Genomic DNA, 19,303 nt, shown 5'->3' with positions numbered 1-19,303 from the left:
TTTCAGCCTATCATCCACGGCTCATATTGTTGGGTCCACAGATAGTCAAAGTGCTCTCTTAGACCTAGACCTTGAGCGAGCAGCTTGCAGGCACGAAGAACACTCTCATAGTAAATTGATAGGTTATCTATTGAGAGACTCTTATAGGGTGCCAACTTAGGTATTTTGGTATCAACACTCGTGATATATCCATAACTACCAAGCAACCCAATTGTGGGCTCTTTGAAATGAACGAGCCAGTCTCGGGTTTTGATTAGCTCATTTAGTGCCTTCCATGGATCTGAGTCAAAGCGAATGTCAACATTCCCGAATGCTCCTAGTACTTCCATCTTTGCTCTCACACTCATGCCATCGAAGCGTTTAACTCGATTGCTCTGCCTGAATAGCAGATTCAAAATTGCCTCTAAAGCAAAAGCACATGCAATAATTGCAAGAGTCCTATCAGCCAAACTTCTTTCGGGATGGATTGCGTCCTCCTCGCTTTCTAATACGGATTTTGCCTTCATAAGGAATAGCTGTTCAGCACTAAATGTTTCATGAAATGTCATAGTTGCACTCCGAACGCTATTAGCTCTTGCGAGCTTTGGGGCGCTGGCAAAATAAATGGCGGATGGTCACTTTCCCGGTAGTGAGCTTTCGGGATTTTCTGACCTTTATTCTACTCCAGAGTGTGTCTCGTTTTACGTTCATCGAATGTCTCACGCGAGAGACTCCTCGTATTTGCAGAAGTTAAGGATGGTTAGGTTGGGAATTAGGTCACAGACAAGAATGGACTTTTTGAGTCGCATAGCGCATGCGACATCCTTAAGACGCCTTAGAGCTGAGCATCTGAAATCGACAAGTTCTATTTGTCCGCATCCTCTGATCTATCGAAACAGGAAACTAAAACGCAGAGACGCGTTAAATGCTCTTAGCCATCGAGATTCGTTCACGAGCAATATCAAGTGTTTCAAAGATACGTGTCAAAGCACCCTGCTTACATCCTCCTATCCCATATCTTGTATACCTGTTGTCACTATTCACAAAATATGTGGATAACTACGAGATTCCGTTTAAATATTTATTCGAATAAATCCAACTATGCGATGTCGTTTTGTAGGAAAGAATGGCATTTCGTCGGAATACTCCACTTATCCACAACATCTTATAAATCACCGTATGCTATTCTATGCTCGAACCAAAAAGCGCTTCGCGCTTTTAACGCCTTGATGCGCCCGCGTGTCAGGGCGTTTTTTCAGGGTTATAGGACAAAACGTGTTGATGATTTCATCTGTTTCTCCAGGTGAGAGTGCGTAAAAGTGCCTTCAAAGTTGTCTGCGTCCAATTATGAGGGTGGACAAAACGTGTTGATAGATTCAAGCATATCCCCAGATCAGGTGCCATAAAATCCCTCTGAAAGTTGCCCGTGTTTGAATTACGGGCATGAACAACATCAAATGCCCTGTGTGCGGGGGCAAGATGGTACGGAACGGCAAGACTGCTGCAGGATCGCAGCGTTGGCTTTGCAAGTCTTGCAGGGCGACCACCACGCACAAACTAGATAACACCGCAAAGCAGCTAAAGACCTTCCTCAAATGGCTTCTCTCGAACGAGCGCCAGGCAGACATGGCCGGTGGCGGCCGTACGTTCAGACGCAAGTGTTCAAAGTTCTGGAGCATCTGGCCGCTGGCTCCGATCACAGGGGAGGTCCACCATGTCGTCTTCGCAGATGGCATCTATCTGGCCCGCAACGTCGTCGTCTTGATCGCCTGCACCCAAGAGCATGTGATCGGCTGGTATCTCGCGCGTTCGGAGAACTCGAGGTCATGGGCTGCCCTCATGGGCAAGATACCCCCGCCGGATGTCGTGGTCTGCGATGGCGGCACGGGATTCGAGAAAGCGCGCAAGAGGGTATGGCCGACAACCCGCGTCCAACGCTGCACCTTCCATGCTTTTTGCCAAGTCAGGGCGCAGACGACGTCACGTCCCAAGCTGCAAGCCGGAGTCGAACTCTACGGATTGGCCAAGGAGCTGCTCGCGATCAAGGAGGTGGCTTCAGCATTGGCCTGGCTTGAAGCCTATAGCGCATGGTGTTCCAGGTGGGAGGGTTTCCTCGCCGAAAGGACCCTCGATGAGGAAAGCGGACGGATGCGCTGGACGCATGAGAGGCTGGTAACGGCGAGGAACGGCTTGAACAGGCTCGTGAGCAAGAACCTGCTGTTCACCTTCCTGGATCCAGAGCTTACCTGCGACGGGCCAATCCCGAGCATGAACAACAAGATCGAGGGAGGAATCAACGCACAGCTCAGACGCATGCTGAGAGACCATCGAGGGCTGAGTTTGATGAGAAGGGCGAAGGCTATCTTTTGGTGGTGCTATGTTCATACGGAAGTCCCGCTTCCGGCAGCTGAGATTCTGAAAACCATGCCTACGGATGACGATATAGAGGAACTGTGCAGGCAAGTATCGACAGAATCTCAGAGAACCGATGGTCCTGAAGAGTGGGGCGATGGGCTAGTCTGGGCAGAACTCAGGCATGCTCTCCCATGGCGCGCCGAATGGGATTAGCCATCAACACGTTTTGTCCTATAACCCTTTTTTCAATGTAAGGAAGAACGTGGATAAAAAGCTATTGTCTCCCGCTCAACAAGTCGACTTCCTCAAGAAGAACAAGGGCATAACATTTAACCTGATAAACGAAAAAGATGCCGAACGGTTTCTTGAGAATAAGGTCTTTCTCTTCAAGCTCAAGGCGTTTTGCAAAAACTACGAGACATACCAGAAAGTTGATAGTAAAAAGGGTACCTATATTAGTCTTGACTTCGGTGAGCTTGTTGAGTTGTCAAGGCTCGACAAAGCGTTCAGGGATGAAATTCTCAATTTAACCTTAGATATCGAGCATTATCTAAAGGTGCGCATAAATCGTGGAGCCATGAAATGCCAAGTCGACCCATACGAACTTGCTGCGTCGTTTATAAGCAAATCAAAATGCTCGGCCATTCAGCAACAGAAGGAAAACCTGGCCGCTGAAGAAGCGCTTCATTACATTGATGAAATTGCCAAAAAGTGTGCGATGGTATCAAGTGATGCGACTATCGATGATATCGTAGAAACGGCTAATGGAATTAAAGAGCAGGTAGACGGCGTGTTGCACAATATCAATCCAAATCATATCGCTGACTCGGTTAAAAACATGCTCAATTCGCCCTACTCAAAGGGTTTGGCAGAAAAATATGAGGGTAAGATTCCGCCATATTGGTGTTTAGTAGAATTGCTCACCTTTGGCACAACTATATCTTTCTATAAGATGTGCTTCATGAAAGACGGGCTGCTTTCCAGTGCCGCTGACGAAGCGAAGACATGCAAAGATATAAAAAATTTGTTGAGAAGCGTGCAGACATTAAGAAATGCTGCCGCCCATAATGATTGCCTCCTAAACTCCCTGAACGTAAGGCATAGGTCTAGATCGAGAACAGGCACGGTACGGATTCTCGAGCAGAACTACCCCGTCCATTCAGCAAGCCTGAACCCGGTGAAACGTGTTCCTATTGCTGTTGATTTTGCCGCACTGCTTGTTGTTTACGATGTCGTTGTGCCCTCGGGGCAATCACGAGAAAGAGCACGCCAAGGTCTTTTGCGTATGAGAGAGCGATTCTTTGAGAACATCCAATATTTCCAAAATGAAGATGGCCTGATAAAAACCGGCTCTCTAAGGGATTTCTTCGCTTATCTGGATGATCTTTTGAATGTGTTTATCGAGAGACTCGAAGATAGTCCGCTTGTATTGAAGTAAGGCATTGCGGGGCATACGTAGATACGGCGCATGCCTCTGCAAGGCTTCGCTTCTGGATTGGGCGTCTGGGCGATATGCTGGACCATTCGGCTGGTCCGGATTTGAACCCGTATCCTATCTGGCAAATCAATGGAATTTGGAAGAGCCGGGACAGATCTCAGTCTTTAGTTCTAAAACGCTTAAGCCCCTGGTCGAAAAGAGGCTGCTCGTGTGACACGGGAACAGCTCAAATGATCCCTCGCAGTATTACTCTTTGCCAAAATAACTTTGGAGTGGCTTTGGAGTGAAAGCAATTCATGGATACCCAAGCTGCGGTCTGCAGAAAGCCTTAGCAAGTTTCACTTTGTCTGCGCGGTATACTGTAGTCACTTGATACCCCTCCCAGCTGTCCATGTGAGGTAACGCATCTTGTCCGATAGCTCTACGCAACGCTCTGTTGATAGCCTCCAGCCTACTCCCGCTCTCCGCGGCTCTGGCGTTGCCGTCCTCATCCCCTGCTACAACGAGGCCGCCACCATCGCCAAGGTGGTGGGTGACTTCCGCGCCGCCTTGCCCGAGGCCGTAATCTACGTCTACGACAACGCCTCCACCGACGACACGGCCGCCATCGCCGCCGCGGCGGGCGCCGTCGTGCGCCGAGAGCCGCGTCGGGGCAAGGGCAACGTCGTGCGTTCGATGTTCCGCGACGTTGATGCCAACTACTACATCATGGTCGATGGCGACGACACCTACCCCGCCGAGGTGGCCGTCCGTTTGCTGGCGCCCATTGTCGATGGTAATGCCGACATGGCGGTGGGCGACCGTATCTCCAACGGCTCCTACGATGCAGAGAACGGACGGCGCTTCCATAAGTTCGGTAACAACCTCGTGCGAAGGCTCATTCGCCTGCTTTACGGCCATTCCTCCAATGACGTCATGACAGGCTACCGCGCCTTCTCGCGCGCCTTCGTAAAGACCATGCCCGTCATGTCGGAGGGCTTCCAGGTCGAGACCGAGATCTCGGTCTGGGCCGTCGACCGCCGCTGGCGTGTCGTGGACGTGCCCGTCGACTACCGCGACCGTCCCGAGGGATCGGAGAGCAAGCTGTCCACCTACTCCGACGGCATGCTCGTGCTCGCCGCCATCGCGAGCCTGTTCCGCGACTACCGTCCCATGGCATTCTTCGGCTGGGTGTCCGTGCTCTTTGTCGCGCTCGGGCTCATCGCCGGCGTCCCGGTCATCGCCGAGTACCTCGACACGAGCTACGTCTCCAAGCTTCCCTCGGCGGTCCTCGCCGTCGCGCTCATGCTGTGCGCCGCGCTCTCGTTTGCCGCCGGCACCATCCTGGACTCCGTGGCGCGCGCCAACCGACGCCGTTGGGAGCTCGAGGTCTACCGCGTGATGGGGGAGTGAAAGGCTCCACACATCCGGACCGGACAGGCTTCGTTTTCTATTTACATCGAACATATGTTCGATTATAATTGGGTTATATAAACGATGCTTTGATACGGATGGTGTCATCATGAGTAAAAGTAGTCCAAACCGCCAAATAATCTTGTTTGATTCTTCTGATGGTGAGGTATCGCTTGACGTCACCGTTGATGTTGAGAGCGAAGATGTTTGGCTTAACCGTCAACAAATGTCATTGTTGTTCGGCCGGGATATCAAGACTATTGGCAAGCACATCGGTAATGCCCTCAAGGAAGAGCTCTCTGACTCCGCTGATTCAGTTGTCGCAAAATATGCGACAACTGCTACAGATGGGAAGATGTACCAAGTCGAGTACTATAACCTCGATGTAATCATTTCCGTAGGGTATCGCGTGAAGTCCCAGCGTGGTGTTGAGTTCCGCCGTTGGGCGACCGGTGTTCTGCGTCGCTATGTCATGGATGGTGTTGCTGAGAACAGGCGCCGCTTACAGCAGCTTTCCCAGGCGGTTCAGGTCATTAGACGGCTGCCTGGTGGGCTTGAGAGCGCGCAGATTCTCGATATCGTGCAGGCCTATGCGCCAGCTCTGGATTTACTGGACGACTACGACCATCAACGCATTGATCGTCCTGTTGGGAAGCATCCCATCTACGTGCTTGATTATGAGGAGTGCATGGGCCTCATTCAGTCGATGAGGTTCGCGAGGGAAAGCGACATCTTCGGCGTTGAGAAGGACGACTCGTTCAGAAGCAGCATTGCCGCAATCTATCAGTCCTTCGACGGCAAGGATCTCTACCCGTCCATTCAGGAGAAGGCCGCAAACTTGCTGTACTTCGTGGTCAAGAACCACTCATTTCACGATGGCAATAAACGTATCGCAGCATGCCTGTTTCTCTATTTTCTCGACAGGAATGGCATTCTGTTCGTTGATGGAGTAAAGACCGTGGATGATAGCACGCTTGTTGCGATGACCATAATGATTGCCGAATCTCGGCCCGATGAGAAGGAGGCAATGGTTTCCCTGGTGATGAATTTCATCACACTGGGATAGGTGGCATCGCTAAGAGTGAAGAGCGCCCCTCCGGCCTTACAGCCCGTACCAGCTGATGCCCTCGTCCTGCCAGCCGATGCCGACGAGCTGCCAGTGCTCGTCGATGCTCGTCGTGTAGTTGTGCGATCCGGCGGTCGCATTGGGGTTGTACTGGCGGTAGAGCGGCACGCGCTGCTGGTCGTCCGAGTACCAACCAATGCCTTCGTCAGCCCAGCCTGCCGCGAGCAGCGCGTCGCGCTCGACCGTGCTCGTGGTGTAGTGATGATCGCCAGCGTTGGCGTTGTAGAGTCGATACACCGGCGTGTTCGAGCGCTCTGGTGCCGTCCAGCCAGCGCCCTCGTAGCTCCAACCGGCGTTTACGAGCATGTCGCGCTCGGCCTCGCTGGCCGTGTAGAAGTGCTCGCCGCTGTGGGGGTTGTAGAGGCGCTGCATGGATACGCTCGCATCGGATTCCGAAGGCTTCGATGCCGTCTCCGTAATCGCGAAGTTCGCCCTCGCCGACCCCGTGTAGTTGCCGGTGCCTGTGACGGTCACGCTTGCCGTGCCCACGTTGACGTTGTTCGCGTAGCTCAGCGTGTAATCGCGTCCCTCCACAAGCGTGCCAAAGCCGCCAAGCGTGACGGTCGGGCTCGGCGTGAGGGCGCTACCCGTGTGCGCCTGCGCTGCGATGCTCACGGTGGCGTCCGCAAGCGAGCGCGGTCTGATGCTGAAGCTGCCAGTCGTCTTGCCTGCGTATTTGCCCTTGCCGGCGAGCGTCACCGTGCCCGTGCCGGCATTCACGTTGTTCGAGTAGCCCTCGATTGCGTAATCCGTGCCCTCCTTGAGGACGTTACCGTTGTCGCGGACGGTGACGGCTGGCGTCTGCGCCGCTCCGGAATAGACGACGCTGCTCACTGATACGGAGCAGGATGCGAGGGAGGAGGTGATCTCGAATCTCGCCTCCTTGGAGCCTCGGTAGTTGCCGCGTCCCTCGATGACGGCGGTGGCATCGCCCGTATAGAGGTTGTTGTAATAGCTCACGCGGTAGTCAGTGCCCTTCACGAGCGTCTTTCCGTCGATCTTCACAGTCGGATCCGGCGTGACGGCCTTGCCGGTGTAGGGCTGCGACGCGATGCTCACCGTGGCTGACGAGATGTCTTTCCTGTTGATGGTGAAGCTGCAGTCGCGCCAGTCGGTGGTTCCGGTAAAGTTGCCCTTGCCCACGACGCGCAGCTGCGCCGTTCCAGCATCCACGTTGCCCTGGTACTCGTATACGAAGTCCCTGTTGGCCTCGAGGTCGCCAAAGCCGTAGAGATAGACGTAGGGCGTGGGCGTCGCCGCGTTGCCGGTGTAGGTGTACGAGTCAACGGGCCCGATGGCGGCATAGGCGAGGCTGACGGGCGTGATCTTGAAGCTCGTGGTGACCTCACCCTGGATTCCCTTGAGGCCCTTGATGGTAACCGTTGCCGTGCCTGCGTTTACGTTGTTCGAAAACTCGACGGAGTAGTTCTCGTTGCGGACGAGCGTCACGCCAGTGCTCGCCACGGTGATGCCTGGCTCGATGGCACTTCCCGTGTAGGGTTGGTCGGGAATGGCCGAGACCATCTCCGGCAGGATGACCATGACGATGGTGAACGTGAGCGTCACCGTGCCCGTGCAATTACCCTTGCCGGTGATGACGGCCGTTGCGGTGCCGGTATCGGTGTTGTCGCTGTAGGTGACGGTGAAGTCGCGGTTGACGACAAGCTCAATGTTGCCGGCCTTGATGACGGGAACCGGCGTGACGGCACCGCCCCTCCAAGGCTGTTCGCCAATGGGCTCGATAGTCGCATCTTCCAGCCGGATGGGCGTGATGTCGAAGGTCTTCGTGATTGTGCCCGTATAGTTGCCCTTACCGGTGAGGGTGATGCGTGCGGTGCCGGCATTCAGGTTGTCGGCATAGACGATGTCATATGCGTCGGTTCCCAGCGTCTTGCCGTCAAGCACGACGGTAACCGCTGGTTTGATTTCGGCCCCGTTGAAGGCGTAGGAGCTCTCCACGCCGGAGACAGTTGCAGTGCTTATGTCGAGTGGCGCAATCGTGAAGTTCTTGGTTTGCGTACCCGAGTAATTGCCCATGCCCGTGACGGTGATGCTGGCAGTGCCGGCATTCACGTTGTCGGCGTAGGAAAGCGTGTAATCGGTGCCCTTGACGAGTGTCTTGCCGTTGATGGTGACGCCCGGCTCGGGCGCGACGGCGCTTCCGGTGTAATCTGCGGAGGGAATGTCATCAATCGTTGCGCCGGCAACATCGATGGGCGTGATGTCGAAGAGGAGCCAACTGGACGAGCCCTTGAAGTTGCCCATGCCGACGACATGCACCTTGCCGGATCCTGCGTTGACGTTGTCCTCGTACTCGTAGGTGAAGTCAGTGCCCTCGACGAGCGCGCCAAAGCCCGCGAGCGTGACGGTGGGCGTGGGCTCGTGCGCCTCGCCGGTGTAGGGGAGGGGCGCTATTGAGCTGAGCGTGGCCGGGAAGATGTCCGCCTTGCCGATGGAGAAGGTGCCGCTCGCGGTGCCGGCGGCATTTCCGATGCCCGTGATGGTGACCGTGGCCTGGCCGATTTCGACATTGTCGCTATAGGTCACGGTGTAGTCGACGCCCTCTATGAGCTCGGTGCCGCTCATGGACACCAGAGGCTTGGGCTCGACTTCATGGCCGGTATAGGCATGCTCGCCGGGAACCGTCACGGTGGCTTTCGAAATGTCGAGGGGCATGACCGTGTAGGTTTTGCTGATGGAGATGCCCTCCACGGGATTGCCGTCTATATCCTTGAACGTTGCGGTAACCGTGGCAGAACCCGGTTTCTGGCCTACGAGCGAGACGGTCTGCGTATCCGGATCGACCGTCATCTCAATGGTGTCGGAGTTGTCAATGCTCCATTCCCATTGCTCGGTCGATCCGTAAGTTTCCCAGCCCGTCCCGTCTCCGTATTCGATGGCGACGGCCTGACGGTTCTTGTACTCGATGTTCTCGCTGCCGCCGAGCTGGGCGCTGACGACCTGGAGAGCATGGTAGGCGTTAATCTCGCCGTAGCCGGTCTCACGGTCCCAGCCGGGGTCGTCAATGTCTGTGGCCGTGGCGTAGATGAGATCGACTACCTGGTCAGCGGTGAGGTCGGGGTTTTCCGTGAAGAACAGGGAGGCGATACCCGAAACGTAGGGCGCGGCCATGGAGGTCCCGTTCTTGAATCCATAGGATCCGGCGGAATTCAGGGTGCTGCGGATTTTCGTGCCCGGTGCGCTGATGTTCTTGATGCGGGTGTTGTCGACGTTATAGTTCGAATCGGCATAACGGCCGACCACGTTATTCGTGGTAGTCCATCCATAGGTTTGCCAGAGGTTGATGACCGTGAGGCAAGACTCATAATCGCCGGGATAGTCGACGAAGGGGACCGGTGCATCGGTTCCCGCATTGCCGGCCGCCGTGACGGTGAGAATGCTGTCGTGGTGGGTTTCGTTGCGATTGGAGTCGACCCAGACGCCGTTGCGGGCCTGCTTGATCTTCGTCGTCAGTATGTCGTCGCCCACGAAGTTCGCGCTGTGCTTGCCGCCGAGGCTCATGTTGATGACGCGGACGTTGTAGTATTCGGCATTGGTTTTGGAGCTGTCCACGGTCGATTGCCGGAAGAGCCAGGTATACGCCTGTGCCAAGGTGGTTGACTCGAACATATGCCTGTCCTCGCCCGTACCACCGTTGGTGGCGTTGATTATAACGAGACCGGCGTTATATGAGACGCCGGCAACACCAACGCCGTTATTCGTTCTGGCAGAGACGATTCCGGCCACATGCGTACCGTGGCTGTTGGTGTCGGCGACGGCGGCGGCACCGGTCTGGTTGGTTTTCGCGTTGTAGGAAGCGAGGATGTTGTCCTTCAGGTCGATATGCCCAATCGTGCATCCCGTGTCGATGACGGCGACGGAGACGCGGTTTGCGCGTGCCGTGCCCTCGGCGGTCTCGCCTGCCTTGGTGATTCCCCAAGCCTTGTAGGCATCCAGAGAGTCAAGTGCCCATTGGTTTCCGCGGTCGGGGTCATTGATGGTGACGGCCGCGTTGGGCTCGATGTTCGGCAGTGCGCCTACTTCTGCTTCCGCAGGCAAATCACCTTCGGCAACTTCGTAGAGGTAGTTGGGCTGGGCTGCTAGCCCCGATGATTTGAGAGTCGCGACGGAGTCTTCCACGGTAGCGCCATCGACGAGGGCGACCTTGACGAAGCCGTTGTCGAGATCCTGGTCCGAGACGTCCTTTGTTGCGGCAAAGTCATAGGAAGCAAGCGTTTTGTTGATGCTGTCGGCGCTCGTGCCGGGTTCGAAGGAGAGCACGAGCTCATCGTGGACATAGCCGAGCTCGATATCGCGGGCGATATCCTCGTCACTGCGAGTCTCCTGTGGTTGCGGCTGGTCTTCAGAGGATGCTTGCTGGCCATCAGCCGTGACAGCTTCGGTGGCTACGGGAGGCTCCTGTTGGGGCCCTGATTCTCTGATGAAGAAGAAGCCGCCTATCGCGCATAGAAGCACCGTTGCAAGGCATGCGGAGAGAACCGCGCGTAAACGGCTACGCACGTGGGACTTCGTGCCGTTGGTGTGAGCTCCGGTTTTCATGGTGCGATTATATCCCCGGAAGTCGTGTTTCCGCAGTAAGAGAGTCACATTTGGCGGGAAAACGGCAGGCAAATGTAACCTTTTCCGTGTTTATCGGCGTGCAATAGATGCCAATGCGACTCTCTTGCACAAAAAGTTCACAGTCGCTCTACAGGGTCTACATGCCGTACCAGCCGATACCCTCGTCGTTCCACCCGACGCTGATTAGATGGTCGCGCTCCACCGTACTCGTGGTGTAGTTGTGCGACCCCGCGACGGCGTTGGGATTGTACTGGCGGTACAGCGGCACGGCCTGCGCATCATCGGAGTACCAGCCGATGCCCTCGTCGTTCCAGCCCACGGAGATGAGATGGTCACGCTCCACGACGCTCGTCGTGTAGTGGTGGTCACCGGCATTGGCGTTGTAGAGTCGGTATACCGGCGAGCTGGAGTTTTCCGGAGCGGTCCAGCCGGTGCCCTCGTCGTTCCAACCCACGCTGATCAGGTGGTCGCGCTCCACGACGCTGGCGGTGTAGAAGTGCTCGCCAGAATTGGGGTTATAGAGGCGGAACATGATCTTGGTGCCGGGGACTCCTGGATTCCCGTCTTCGACATCGGTGACGGGCCCCTGTTGGACGGTTATGGGGAGCTGTACGCTGATCTTTGGGTTGGAGTCGAGCTTGGCGACGATGGTTACCTTGCCCACCTGCTTGGCAGTCAGCTTGCCATCTGCGGTGATGGTCGCATCGGCGGAGTTTTCGCCAAGCTCGAAGCTCCACGTGCCGTCGATGCTGCAGTCGACCTTGTATTGGGCAATATAGTTCGACTGGATCGTGCCGGGCCCCGTGATTCTGCCATCGTAGACGGCGATGGTCTTTTTGAGCGTCTTGTCTCCCGATTTCACGCTGATGGTCGTGTATCCCGCCTTGAGTCCTCGTACAAGTCCGCTGCTGGTAACTGTAGCGATAGAAGGATCGCTCGAGGTCCAGCCGCTTGCCGCGGGGCAGTTCAGGCTGATCGAGCTGTTTATGTATACCGAGTCTGGACCCGTGACGTCTGCCACGCCCTTGGCGAGCTGGACGGCGTTATAGGCGTTGATTTTTCCGTATCCGGTGAAGCTGTCGAAGCCGGGCGTGTTGATGTCGTCGGCAGCCGAACAGAGTATGTTCTTGACGCTGGCGGCGCTCAACTGGGGGTTGGCGACAAAGGCGAGCGCGGCGACACCCGATACGCAGGGGGCGGCCATGGATGTTCCGGTCTTGGTGCCGTAGCCTCCGTTGTTTGTGGTGGTGTAGATCCTCGTGCCCGGGGCCGAGAGTTGCTTGGATTGGGCGCCGAGCGTGTTGTAGTTCGATTGCTCGTTGCGAACTATCGATCCGTTATCTTTTCGCTCGAGGTTTATGACGCCGATCACGTTGTCGGAGAAGTCGCACGGATAGCAGCGGTAGGGAAGCGTGCCGTCTTGATTGCCCGCTGCACTCACGGTGAGGATGTCGTGGGTGGTGTATGCCTCGTCGATTTTGCGCATGACGGCCATGTCCTTTTCGCCGAGGCTGCCCGTGCGCTTGCTGCCCAGGCTCATGTTCACGACGCGGATCTTAGTGTCTCCGAGTTTTTTGTTGGCGATGACGTTCTCGTAGGCTTTGAGGACGTCGGTCGATTCGGCGACAAACTCGTTGCCCTGCTTGTGCAACGCCCTGACAATGTAGAGTCCTGCGTTGTACGAGACGCCGGCAACGCCGATGTTGTTATTCGCCTCTGCGGCGATAATGCCGGCGACTGGCGTGCCGTGATTCTGGTCGTCGGTAACGTTCGTGCCGCCCGTGCGCGTGTCGTAGGTGCCGATGATGTTGTTCTTGAGGTCGGGATGGTCGACCATGCAACCGGAGTCGATGATCGCGACGGCAACGGGACGCGGCGCGCTGGCGTTGACCCTTCCCTTCGCGATATCCCAGGCATCATAGGCGCGGATGATGTTGAGCCCCCACTGCTCGCCCGAGTTTGGGTCGTTGAGGTGCGTTGCCTGGGCCGTCAGCGAGGAATCTGCATCGGCTACCGTGGCAGCATCGGTTTCTTCATCGTCCAAGGCAAGCGCATAATACTTGAAGTTGGGCTGGGCTTCGACGCCTTGGGCATACAGGAGATCTGCCACCTCGCCGGAGCTGGCACTGCCCTCGTAGGTGAGCTTGACGAAGCCGAATTCGGCATCGCTTGCGTCAACCGAGACATTTGCCGTGGAGTCAAGCGCATCGACTTGCGACGCTATGCGTTCGATGTCCTGCGCACCGTCGATGGAGACGATGACGGTGTTCGCTGCGTACTCGTCTTCAGGCAAGGAAGCGTAGTAGGTTGTCTCCGGCTTCGTGTCGTTGGTGGGGGCACCATCCGATACCGCTGTGGTGCCGTCTGGCGCGAGGGCCTGCTCAGCGCTTTGGGATGAGGAAGCGATATCTGTTGCGTCATGCGCCGGCATGCCCGTGATTGTTGTGCCGAAGCTCAACGCAAAGACGAGCATGGCCGCAACGCACGTGGAGGAAATCGCTCCCAGGCGTGCCCAGATGCGGCGCCTCGAGGTCTTCTTGCTATGCTGTGCTTTTCTCATACTCCATACCATCCGATTCCCTCGTCATGCCATCCGATGCCGATGAGCATGTCGGTTTCCTCTTTGCTCGTAGTGTAGTTGTGCGACCCTGCGATTGCGTTTGGATTGTACTGGCGGAACAGGGGCACGCGTTGGGAGTCGTCAGAATACCACCCTATGCCCTCGTCATTCCAGCCCACGCTCACCAGGTAGTCCCGCTCGACGACGCTCGTGGTGTAGTGATGGTCGCCGGCGTTGGCGTTGTAGAGCCGGTATACGGGTGTGCTGGATTGGGTCGGGGCGATCCATCCCGCTCCTTCGTAGTTCCAGCCCACGCCGACGAGGTGGTCGCGCTCGACTTCGCTGGCGGTGTAGAAGTGCTCGCCGCTATTGGGGTTGTAAAGACGGTGCATGACCGTTGTTGCGATTTCGGGAGTGGCTGGATCCGGGTCTGGCGTGGGCTCCGGCGTCGGATCGGGTGTCGGAGTCGGGTCGGGTTTGGGGGTTGGCGTCGGATCGGGCGTTGGTGTGGGAGTCGGATCAGGTTTTGGCGTTGGCGTTGGATCCGGGTCCGGCGTCGGCGTGGGGTCAGGCTTCGGATCGGGCGTGGGAGTGGGGTCTTGCGCTTTCACGATGGTGAATCTTGCGGTCTTCGTGCCTGTGTAGTTGCCCATTCCCTTGATGGTGATAGTGGCAGTTCCCACGTTGACGTTATTGGCGTAGGTGATTGTGTAGTCCGTTCCTGCCACAAGTTTCTTCGTACCCAGGGTTACTACGGGCTGCGGCGTGATTGCTCTGCCCGTATAGGTTTGCGCCGGTATTGAGGAAACCGTCGCGTTTGCTATGTCTTGTTTGGACACCGGCGGATCAGGCGTAGGCGTCGATGAGGCTTCGATGTCATGGGAGCGCACGGCAATGGTGGAAGAATCCGAGTCCGCGATGGCGACATACAGTTTGTCTCCGACGACACAACTTTGGACGGGGAGGCTGCTTGCGTACACCTTATTGCCGATTTGCGTCATGTTTGTTGCCAATCCATTCGCAAGTTTGTAGGCGATGACACCCTGATTGGCGGTGCTAATGATGAGATATAAGTGCTCCCCGTTTGTATTCAGCCTTGCTCCAGCCAAAAGGCCGCCTGCCTGGGAAATGAGTGAGTCATTTGTCAGTTTGCCTGCGGCGTCAAATTCGAAGAGGCGACCCTCCATACTTCCATAGACAAAAGCGTACGTTCTGGAGCCCATACGCGCATAACTTATCGTAGAAGCGGCATTGCCTGTCATAAGGCGAGTCTCTTTCCAGTTTCCATCCCCGAGGCGGTACATACTCGTTTTCCAGTCGCCTTTTGACGTGCTTCCCGTTATGATGGCGGGCGCACCGGCTATGTCGACAAGGACGGGATTGGCGGGTGCATCGACAGATAAAGCGTCTCCATAGGCACGAAGCGTCGATTCCGAAAGTTCATACACGCGCAGTGTTGCTGTATTGCCCACAAGCACGTAGAGCTTTCCTCCTATCACTTCTAATCGAGGTTCAATGGAACTCGCGTTGTTTGTCACATTTGTGCATGTGACCCATGAGCTTCCATTGAAACGTTTGATTTCGATTCCCGGGCTGCTTGTTCGTGCCCCGACAGCGTAAAGGGATCCGTTGAGCCAGGCCAGATCGAGGAATTTGAGATTTGCGGAGCTTGTGCCCATGCTTGACCAGTTTGCCCCGTCATGCTTGTAGACCGTCCAATGCGGTGCACTTATGCTCTGGTTTTCGGCCAATACGTAAAGGCTCTTGCCGTCGGTCGTGGTTTTGGTTACGGGGCTTTCAATATTCGTAAAAGGCGAGCTTCCGTCGAAATTGGTCACAGATTTCCACAAGTCCTTTGCTTCATTAGAGGAGGATTTGACGCTAATCGTGATGGAGTTGTCGGTTTGTCCAGTTGCCGTAATGAGAAGACCACTGTTGTCGCCATTGGAATAGCAGATGGCACCTTTGGTGATGTCGGCACTGGGGTCGAGTGAGCCAATGGAGGAATTGAGGGTAACGGTACCCAAGGGTGTATTCTGCACAGTGTAGGGTTCTGTGCAAATGGCTGCGCGATTGATTTCCCCGGTTGAAGCTGTGAGACTCTTCTCGCCCGGGCGAAAGACGTAGACGAAATCATTGCCCCTGAAATTACCCTGGTTCGCGTATCTCTCATTCACTCGATAGACGATGAGACCTGAGGATCCAATGTATCTGTCAAGGTTGTTAATGGGATTGTTGTAATCCCTACCCGTCCCTTGCTTGCGGTATTCGATGACGAAGTATTCCGAAGTTGAGAGAGGAAGCTTGATTTTTGCCGCTTGCGGTTTTGAGCCCAGAATATCATCGGAATCTCCGGGGGCGTACAGCGTGAGGGACGTGCCTGCCGCGCCAATTTGGATTTCGGGGATATCCACCCAGCCGAGCCGTTCACGTGTGTAGGCAAGTGGCCAGGAATAGGAATTTCCTTTGGCCATAACATCCCAATAGGAGACGGGATCTCCTTCACGTCCATCACCACGGTAGTAATCCGCAGCTCCGATGGTGTGCAGCCGTTCGTGCACGGCAACGCTCGGGTCGAAGCTCGTTATGCCTCCACCATTAAGAACGGTGATTGCCCGCACGGTGCGCTTGTTATTGCCTGATCCCACGATGGTTGCCCCAGGGTCAGTATTTGCATGAGGGGTGAAACTGATGTTCTCTGGTAATTTGGGCAGGTCGGCGATGACGAGGAGGTTGTCGACATTGCCATCCTTGTCCGCATCGAATATGGAAGCGTTCAAATCCGGACGGGCGTTCATGAGTTGTTCGATTGCCTGGGTAATGAGCGTGGAGTCTGCATTGGTGTTGATGTAGTCCTGTGCACTCATGGAAACGCGAATGCGCAGATGTGTTCCGTCTACATAGGCTTGGGGGAAGTACGAGGCGATTTCGAACTTTCCTTTTGAAATGAGTCGCAAGTAATTTCGGTAGGTATGAAAGGAGTATGCTCCGGCCTGACCGCCCGCCTCGCCATTGATGTCGTGTATGAGGTAATCGAGATTCGTTCTATATCCATACGCATTATTTGGAATGGCATAGCTTTTGTTGTAGAAGCCCTCTTCGGGGCTATCCGAGAACTCGACGATGAGTACGAGATTTGCGGCGTTTGCTTTGGCGTCCTTAACGATAGGCGCGAATGTAGGTGTCGTTCTCTCGTCAGCGTTGGCTCGCTCCGGTAACCCTAGCTGCGCTACGCCAAATGCGATGCAGAGCATGAACGCAAGCAGACAAAAGGGTATGGCCCTCGCGTGAAAGCGGGATGTTATGCGTGAATCACGACAGACAGTCGACATTGCATCCTCCCATGAGAAGGAAACGTAATCCGGCTTTCGCAAGTATACGTACGTGATATGCGAAATCGCGTTACGGCTTCAAAACAACAGGTGAACTGCATGAATTCGTCGATGTCGAAAACGTTCTATTGTGGTGCGGAACGAGAGGATAGCTGACGAAGAATCACGTTCGTGGCACAAATTATGAGGATTGCTGACGAAGAATCACGTTCGTGGCACATGAGGCATGTCATCGTAGGGCAAAACTGGGCGATTGTGCCAAGGATGTCCGTTTGGGGCACATTTCGTGCGCCCCAAACGGAAATCCTCGCCGCAGCAGCCTCGAGAACGCACCCCAAACGGAAATCCCCGCCGCAGCAGCCTCGAGAACGCACCCCAAACGGAAATCCCCGCCGCAGCAGCCTCGAGAACGCACCCCAAACGGAAATCCCCGCCGCAGCAGCCTTGAGAACGTGCCCCAAATGGAAAAGCGCCTCAGTAACATGGTCGGTGCACGTGCTCATCGACCATCGTAATCTTTGCCATCTCGCTTCCTTCGAGAAGATGGGGATGCGTTTGCATGAATCGCTCGCCTTCGTATTTTGACAATGACATGAAAAGCTCTTGGCGAAGAATGGAGTGTCGCTGTTCCCAGTCTGTCGGGAAATCTTTGAGACGAAAGCCAATTCGACATGATATGTCGCGAATTACTTTGTCGAATGCATGCACATCACAAATTTGCTTGCCGGTAACGGTAAACACGTCATAGCCTCGCGAAATCAGGATATTGCGCTTTGCTGCATCTCTGGCCCTGTTTTCTCTCGACTCATGATCGTCATGTCCATCATATTCGACAATTACTTGCTGGTCGGGCCAGCATTCGTCACATTCGAGGTATTGACGCTTTGCCACACGCCTCTCGGCGGAGTTCAGGTTAATGCGAGCATTAAGCGTGGCTGGAGGAAGACCGTAACCTCCGAGTCTTTTTGGAAGACAGGTGAGCAGGTATTCGCGTGTTTCCATGGGGGAGCGAGAGCCATCGCACACGAATTGGACCGCCCGGCGGAGCTTCTTTACACCGTGAATATGAGAGATTCCTCGGAGGAAACGGTCGATGGATTCAGTCGAGGCAAGCTGGTAATTTCTTGAAATATAGCCTCGCTGTGTTTCGGGAACCAACGCGTACTTGCCGCATAGTTCCATGCACAACTCAATAAGTCGGAGGAGCGAGAGTTTGTTTGCCGATTCGAGAAGGCAGAGCTCAGGTGATGCTATGCATATGTGATCCGTAAGCTGATGAAACGCGTTCTCGGGAAGTGCATGAGGCTGGACGCTGTAGCTATATAGACGCCTCGATATCCTGAGCTCTTTTGATGGAACCATGAGTCGAACAGGCGCGTTCCCAAACTCGAAATCCGAGAATCTGAGAGAGGCAAGCTCCTTAGGCGATGTGGGGCAGTCGGTCAGCGCGTCAAATACTTCTTTCTTCAATATCGATTGTCCGCGTATATCTCGTCGCCAAAGATGTAGTGATGAACTGCCAACAACGTAGACTCTCATGAAAAGCTCCCTTTCGAATCCTGAAGAGATGCATATGGTAGTGCGAGGCCTTCGGAGTCATCCACCCCGAGAATCTGAGCAAAACAAGAGTCAGATGGGAGCGTTTTCCGTGTCGATTCAGACCGTTTTCGGGATTTCTCGAAGCGCAAGAGTTCAAAGCTGCGTGTGTACGATGGTGATGGAGGCGGCTCTCCACGAGGCCTGTGGCTTACGAGTGCGTAGGTCGAAGCATTTTGGACAGGGTGGTTTGTCGCTACATATATGTTCGAGCGTGTTTCGGAAAAAACATGCCGATTGTATTTCGGGGAAGAGGAGGCGGCGGGGGATTTGCGTCTGGGGCACATTTCGGGAGAGTGGATGACGATAGTTTGCGTTTGGGGCACGTTTCAGGAGGATGAATGGCGAGGACTTGCGTTTGGGGCACACAGGATGTGCCAGTTTGGGTGAAAACGGGTCGGTTTTGCCGAAGATGTTCGTTTGTGGTGCGCATGGAGTGCCCCAAACGAAAGTTTCCGTCACGTGAGCGTATAAAACATGCCCCAAACGAAAATCCTCGACGCGCACACATGCAGGGCGTGCCCCAAACGCAAGTTCTCGGCATGGGCGTGCGGAGGATGTGCCACAAGCGCAAGTTACCGCCATATGCAAATTACTGCCATATCCGCCACACACATATATGTGTGTGACGCAGCCCAGTCGAAGGAGGCTTCTCGTCGATGCGGTGGGAGGGCGTGAGCGGAGTGCGATAAAGATGATCGGGCGCATGACGGGCATGCGAAAGTGAGGCCTGCCGAAGAGCAGCACTCGTACTTTGTATACGCGTCATCGGATGATACGAACATTGCCCTTTGTGTCGATTTTCTGATGAGCTTATGGTGCGGCAAAAGCTTCCGGATGAGTGTATTTGCGCACGTAAGTGGGAAAGCGCATGGTAGCCATGACATATGATTGCGAGATTACCGTTTGGTAACCGCTCGTTGCGTATTTGTGAAAGGAAAAAG

The 19,303-nt window shown here is 55.1% G+C and carries 9 protein-coding genes; 4 read left to right on the top strand and 5 right to left on the bottom strand.

Going from position 1 to position 19,303, the window contains the following annotated elements:
* Positions 1 to 2 precede the first annotated feature (2 nt).
* Positions 3 to 548 (bottom strand): hypothetical protein, encoded by a 546-nt coding sequence (locus tag OIM11_07810; protein HJJ01031.1) that lies wholly within the window; start codon positions 546 to 548, stop codon positions 3 to 5.
* A gap of 874 nt (positions 549 to 1,422) precedes the next feature.
* On the opposite strand from OIM11_07810, the gene OIM11_07805 reads away from it, so the two are divergent.
* From OIM11_07805 to OIM11_07790, 4 genes are all read left to right on the top strand, one after another.
* A complete protein-coding gene (locus tag OIM11_07805; GenBank protein HJJ01030.1) occupies positions 1,423 to 2,547 on the top strand; it encodes an IS1249 family transposase in 1,125 nt (374 codons plus the stop codon).
* A 49-nt stretch (positions 2,548 to 2,596) separates the two neighbouring features.
* Entirely contained in the window at positions 2,597 to 3,772 is a 1,176-nt protein-coding gene (locus OIM11_07800) for an Abi family protein (GenBank protein ID HJJ01029.1), read from the top strand.
* Between the two features lie 408 nt (positions 3,773 to 4,180).
* Positions 4,181 to 5,164, top strand: a complete 984-nt coding sequence (locus tag OIM11_07795; GenBank protein HJJ01028.1) for a glycosyltransferase — start codon at positions 4,181 to 4,183, stop codon at positions 5,162 to 5,164.
* A 109-nt stretch (positions 5,165 to 5,273) separates the two neighbouring features.
* Positions 5,274 to 6,230, top strand: a complete 957-nt coding sequence (locus OIM11_07790; protein ID HJJ01027.1) for a virulence RhuM family protein — start codon at positions 5,274 to 5,276, stop codon at positions 6,228 to 6,230.
* 36 nt (positions 6,231 to 6,266) lie between these two features.
* Here OIM11_07790 and OIM11_07785 read toward each other — a convergent pair whose 3' ends face one another.
* From OIM11_07785 to OIM11_07770, 4 genes are all read right to left on the bottom strand, one after another.
* Complete coding sequence (locus tag OIM11_07785; GenBank protein ID HJJ01026.1) at positions 6,267 to 10,850, bottom strand: S8 family serine peptidase; 4,584 nt, start codon at positions 10,848 to 10,850, stop codon at positions 6,267 to 6,269.
* A gap of 157 nt (positions 10,851 to 11,007) precedes the next feature.
* A complete protein-coding gene (locus OIM11_07780; GenBank protein ID HJJ01025.1) occupies positions 11,008 to 13,431 on the bottom strand; it encodes a S8 family serine peptidase in 2,424 nt (807 codons plus the stop codon).
* Positions 13,428 to 16,685, bottom strand: coding sequence for a hypothetical protein (locus OIM11_07775; protein ID HJJ01024.1), 3,258 nt, complete (start codon positions 16,683 to 16,685; stop codon positions 13,428 to 13,430). The genes OIM11_07780 and OIM11_07775 overlap by 4 nt, the downstream gene beginning before the upstream one ends.
* 552 nt (positions 16,686 to 17,237) lie before the next feature.
* Positions 17,238 to 17,945: a hypothetical protein gene (locus OIM11_07770; GenBank protein HJJ01023.1), complete on the bottom strand. Its 708-nt coding sequence runs from the start codon at positions 17,943 to 17,945 to the stop codon at positions 17,238 to 17,240.
* Between the last annotated feature and the right edge of the window lie 1,358 nt (positions 17,946 to 19,303).

Source organism: Coriobacteriaceae bacterium, assembly GCA_025992705.1.
Lineage (GTDB): Bacteria > Actinomycetota > Coriobacteriia > Coriobacteriales > QAMH01 > QAMH01.
The sequence above is the reverse complement of the archived record's forward strand: the minus strand, read 5'-3'. Positions and strand labels throughout refer to the sequence as shown.